Origin of the sequence: Hyalangium sp., assembly GCF_035629615.1 — a bacterium.
In the GTDB taxonomy this organism is placed as follows: domain Bacteria; phylum Myxococcota; class Myxococcia; order Myxococcales; family Myxococcaceae; genus Hyalangium.
On sequence record NZ_DASPHO010000798.1, the window covers coordinates 1 to 3,782 of the forward strand.

Below are 3,782 nucleotides of genomic sequence, written 5' to 3' on the forward strand. Positions count from 1 at the left end.
GCCGCGAGCAGCTCCGCCAGCGTGGCCCCCGTCTCCGCGCGCTTCATCAGCGAAGACTCCTCCTCGGAGAAGCGCCCCACGGCGTGCTCGCGGAAGACGTGGAACGTGGTGTCCATGCCGGGGAACACCGTCCGGAACGCCTTCCACTCGCGCCGCCGCGCCTGCGCATCCCGGTGCAGGCTCGTCAGTGGCAGCTTCAGCTCCACCGCTTGCTCCAGCGACGGCAGCTGCAGGGTGAACTCCACCTCGCCCGAGTCCCAGTTGTAGCAGTCGAAGAAGGCCTCGCGCGCCTTGTGCTCCAGCGCCTCCAGCAGCCGCGGCAGCTCCACGAACTGCTGCCGCACCAGGAAGGCCCCATAGGGCAGCTTCGCCAGCTCCGCCGCCTCGAAGGCCAGCGCCGCCCTGGGCGCATCCAGGATGCCCAGATCCACCAGCACCTGGCCCAGGTGCTCGGCCGGCGTGTTGGAGCCCTCGCCCACCAGGAAGCCGCCCCGGAAGAAGAAGTAGCGGATCACCGCTCCGCGCTCGACCCGCAGCGTCCCCTCGACCTTGCGCGAGAGCAGCGCGGGCATCACCACGTCCATCGAGTAGTGAGTGAGGCTCCCCTTGAAATGCTCCATGCCTGTCTCCCGGTGCCAAGGACGCCTGCTCGCTTTCCAAGAAGCTAATACGGCCCTCCTGCTTGCTCAAGGGGTTGATTTCACTAAGGTTTTTACGGGGTTGTCCCAATGTTCCGGGTTGAGCCTGGCCTTGACGCAGTGGGGCAACGCTGACCCTGCGAATGTTTGACCCCCTGGGGGGCCGCTGCTAAGGGGGAGGCTTGATGTGCCTGAAGGACGTCCGGTGACCGATGCCCGCGGCACGCCGCCCGAGGAGGGCCCTAGCGATGCCGAGGTGCCCCGCTCACCCGGGGACGCCTTCCGTATTGCTCTGCCCAACTTCGAGGGCCCGCTCGATCTCCTGCTCCACCTGATTCGCGAGCACCGCGTCGACATCTTCGACATCCCGCTGGCGCTCATCGTCGAGAAATACCTGGAATACCTGCAACGGATGCGGGAGCTGAACCTGGACATCGCCGGGGAGTTCCTGGTGATGGCGTCCACCTTGGCCCACCTCAAGAGCCGCATGCTGCTGCCGCGCCAGGATGTGGCGCCGGTGGAGGCAGGCGAGTCGGTGCTGGAGGAGGCGGGGGATCCGCGCGCGGAGCTGGTGCGCCGGCTGCTCGAGTATCAGAAGTACAAGGACTCGGCGGAGCACCTGGCGAAGCAGGATCTGCTCGGGCGGGACGTGTTCACCCGGAACGTGCCCATGGAGGAGGTGCCCATCCCCGAGGAGGAGGTGGGCCTGCAGGAGTTCTCCGTCCTCAAGCTCATTGAGGCGCTGGATCGGGTGCTGGAGCGCCTGATCCCCAAGCCGCAGCACGAGGTGGTGCGCGAGCGCCTCAGCCTCTCCGAGGCCACCCTGCGCGTGGTAGAGCGCTTGCGCGGCCACGAGCAGGTGACGTTCGTCAGCCTCTTCCCGGAGGGCAGCAGCCGGCAGGAGATCGTCATTACCTTCCTGGCGATCCTGGAGATGGTAAAGCGGCGCCTCATCCGGGTGCACCAGGAGGAGCCCTTGAAGGACATCCTCCTGATGCCGTACGGAGACGCGCTGGAGCGGCTGGTCCCCACGGAGGTGGATGAGAGTGACTACCGGTAGGAACCCGAGCGACGAGGAGACGAGCGAGGCCCCCGCTCCCGGGACGCCCGGCGGCCCGGGTCCCTTCTCCGAGGAGGAGATCGCGGCTGTCACCGGCCCTGGTGGGGACAGCGAGCTGGACGAGGTGGAGGCCGCCGCCATCGAGGAGGACTCCGGGCCGGATCTGGAGACCTCCTTCGAGAAGTTCGTCCAGAAGAGCCGCAAGCTCTCCGAGGATCGCATCCGCACCGTGCTCCAGAGCGTGCTCTTCGTGGCGGACAAGGCCCTCACCGTCGATCAGCTCTACGAGTCCACCGGCATCGATCGGGAGCTGATCGCCAAGGCGCTCGATCAGATCTCCGGGCTCCACCGGGATGGGGTGAACGGGATCGTCCTCCACGAGGTGGCGGGCGGGTGGCAGTTCCGCACGGATCCACACTCGGCGGAGTACGTGCGGCGCTACCTGCGCGTGAAGCCGCAGCGGCTCACCCGGGCCGCCGTGGAGACGCTGGCCATCATCGCCTACCGCCAGCCGGTGACGCGGCCAGAAGTCGAGGAGATCCGCGGCGTGGACTGCGGCGCCGTCATCAAGGCGCTGATGGATCGCAAGCTGGTGAAGATCCTCGGGAAGAAGGAGGAGGTCGGCCGCCCCATCCTCTATGGCACCACGCGCGAGTTCCTCGAGTTCTTCGCGCTCAAGGATCTGTCCGCCCTGCCCACGCTGCGTGAGTTCCACGAGCTGACGCAGGAGCACCAGGAGATAGTAGAGAAGGAGTCGTCGACGGCACCCAAAGTGGCGGGGACGGTGGAGGCCCTGGCGGATCCGGGCTTCCAGAAGCGCTTGGAGAAGAACGAGGCGGCCTCCGAGGCCGCGCTGGAAGAGCTGGAGGAGGCCATCTCGGCCGCCGACCGGAGCCAGAAGGCCGCCGCCGGCCTGCTGACGAACACTGCCCCGCCGCCGCCCCAGGCTGGCGCCGAGGGACCCAAGCCCGAGTAACGGGCACGAAGGCATGTCATGGCTGCTGAACGACTTCAGAAGTACCTGGCTCGCGCGGGAGTGGCTTCGCGCCGGCACGCAGAGGAGCTCATCACCGCGGGCCGAGTGCAGGTGAACAACGAGACGGTGACGGAGCTGGGCAGCCGGGTGGAGCCAGGCAAGGACCTGGTGAAGGTGGACGGCACGCTGGTGACTCCGCCGGAGAGCACGTCCTATTTCCTGCTGTACAAGCCGGTCGGTGTGGTGACGACGCTGTCGGATCCGCAGGGGCGTCCCACGGTGGCCAGCTACGTGGAGGACGCCGGTACGCGGTTGTTCCCCGTGGGCCGGCTGGACTACGACGCCGAGGGCGCGCTGCTCTTCACGGACGATGGGGCGCTGGCCCACAAGCTCACGCACCCCAGCTTCCAGGTGCCGCGCACGTACCTGGCCAAGGTGAAGGGCTCGCCGGACACCGCCACCCTGGACAAGCTGCGCGGGGGTGTGCGGCTCGAGGACGGCATGGCCACGCCGCTCTCGGTGGACGTGTTCGAGCAGGCCGAGCGCAACACGTGGCTGAAGATCGTCGTCGCCGAGGGGCGGCCTCACCTGATCAAGCGGCTGTGCGCGGCGGTGGGGCACCCGGTGGTACGCCTGTACCGGCCGACCTACGCGGGCGTGGGGGTGGCCGGGCTGCGGCCGGGAATGTTGCGTCCGCTCACCTCGTCCGAGGTGCGGCTGCTTCAGGATGTGGCCGAGGCCCGCATGGCTCCGCCCGAGGGAGAGCTGGGCCTGCCGCCGCGGAGGCACGGGCGCTCCGCGCCGGGCTTCGAGGAGGCGGAGGATGACAGCGAGGACTACGAGCCCGAGGTCGAGCGGCGCGAGCCCGTGGTGGTGAAGGTGTCTCGGAAGGAGACGGAGGCCAGGGCATCGTCCCCAGCGGCGGCAGAGCGGTCAACACGTGCTCCCGCGCGCAGGGAACCCAGGGAGGGAGGCAGGGGCCTGGCTCGGTTCGGCCGTCCGCCTGCGGGCGCCCGAGGCGCAGAGGGGGATCGTCCTGCGCGCAAGGAGTGGAAGCCCCGGGCTGAGGGGGCCGGCCGCCCTGAGAAGCGTGAGTTTAAGCCCCGCG

Annotated in this window: 4 protein-coding genes; 3 read left to right on the top strand and 1 reads right to left on the bottom strand. The window is 68.6% G+C overall.

Annotated features, from left to right (window positions below):
- A partial coding sequence (locus tag VD972_RS39950; protein ID WP_324994326.1) for a DUF4388 domain-containing protein occupies positions 1 to 620 on the bottom strand: 620 nt, incomplete at its 3' end.
- A 223-nt stretch (positions 621 to 843) separates the two neighbouring features.
- Between VD972_RS39950 and VD972_RS39955 the strand changes: the two genes are divergently transcribed.
- The 3 genes from VD972_RS39955 to VD972_RS39965 form a co-directional block, all read left to right on the top strand.
- Positions 844 to 1,698 carry a segregation and condensation protein A gene (locus VD972_RS39955; RefSeq protein WP_324994331.1) on the top strand — a complete coding sequence of 285 codons (855 nt, stop codon included), beginning with the start codon at positions 844 to 846 and terminating at the stop codon, positions 1,696 to 1,698.
- Positions 1,685 to 2,674: an SMC-Scp complex subunit ScpB gene (gene scpB, locus VD972_RS39960; protein ID WP_414654204.1), complete on the top strand. Its 990-nt coding sequence runs from the start codon at positions 1,685 to 1,687 to the stop codon at positions 2,672 to 2,674. Before VD972_RS39955 ends, scpB begins: the two co-directional genes overlap by 14 nt.
- Positions 2,675 to 2,692: 18 nt before the next feature.
- Positions 2,693 to 3,782 (top strand): pseudouridine synthase (locus VD972_RS39965; protein ID WP_324994330.1); only part of this gene is annotated, 1,090 nt, incomplete at its 3' end.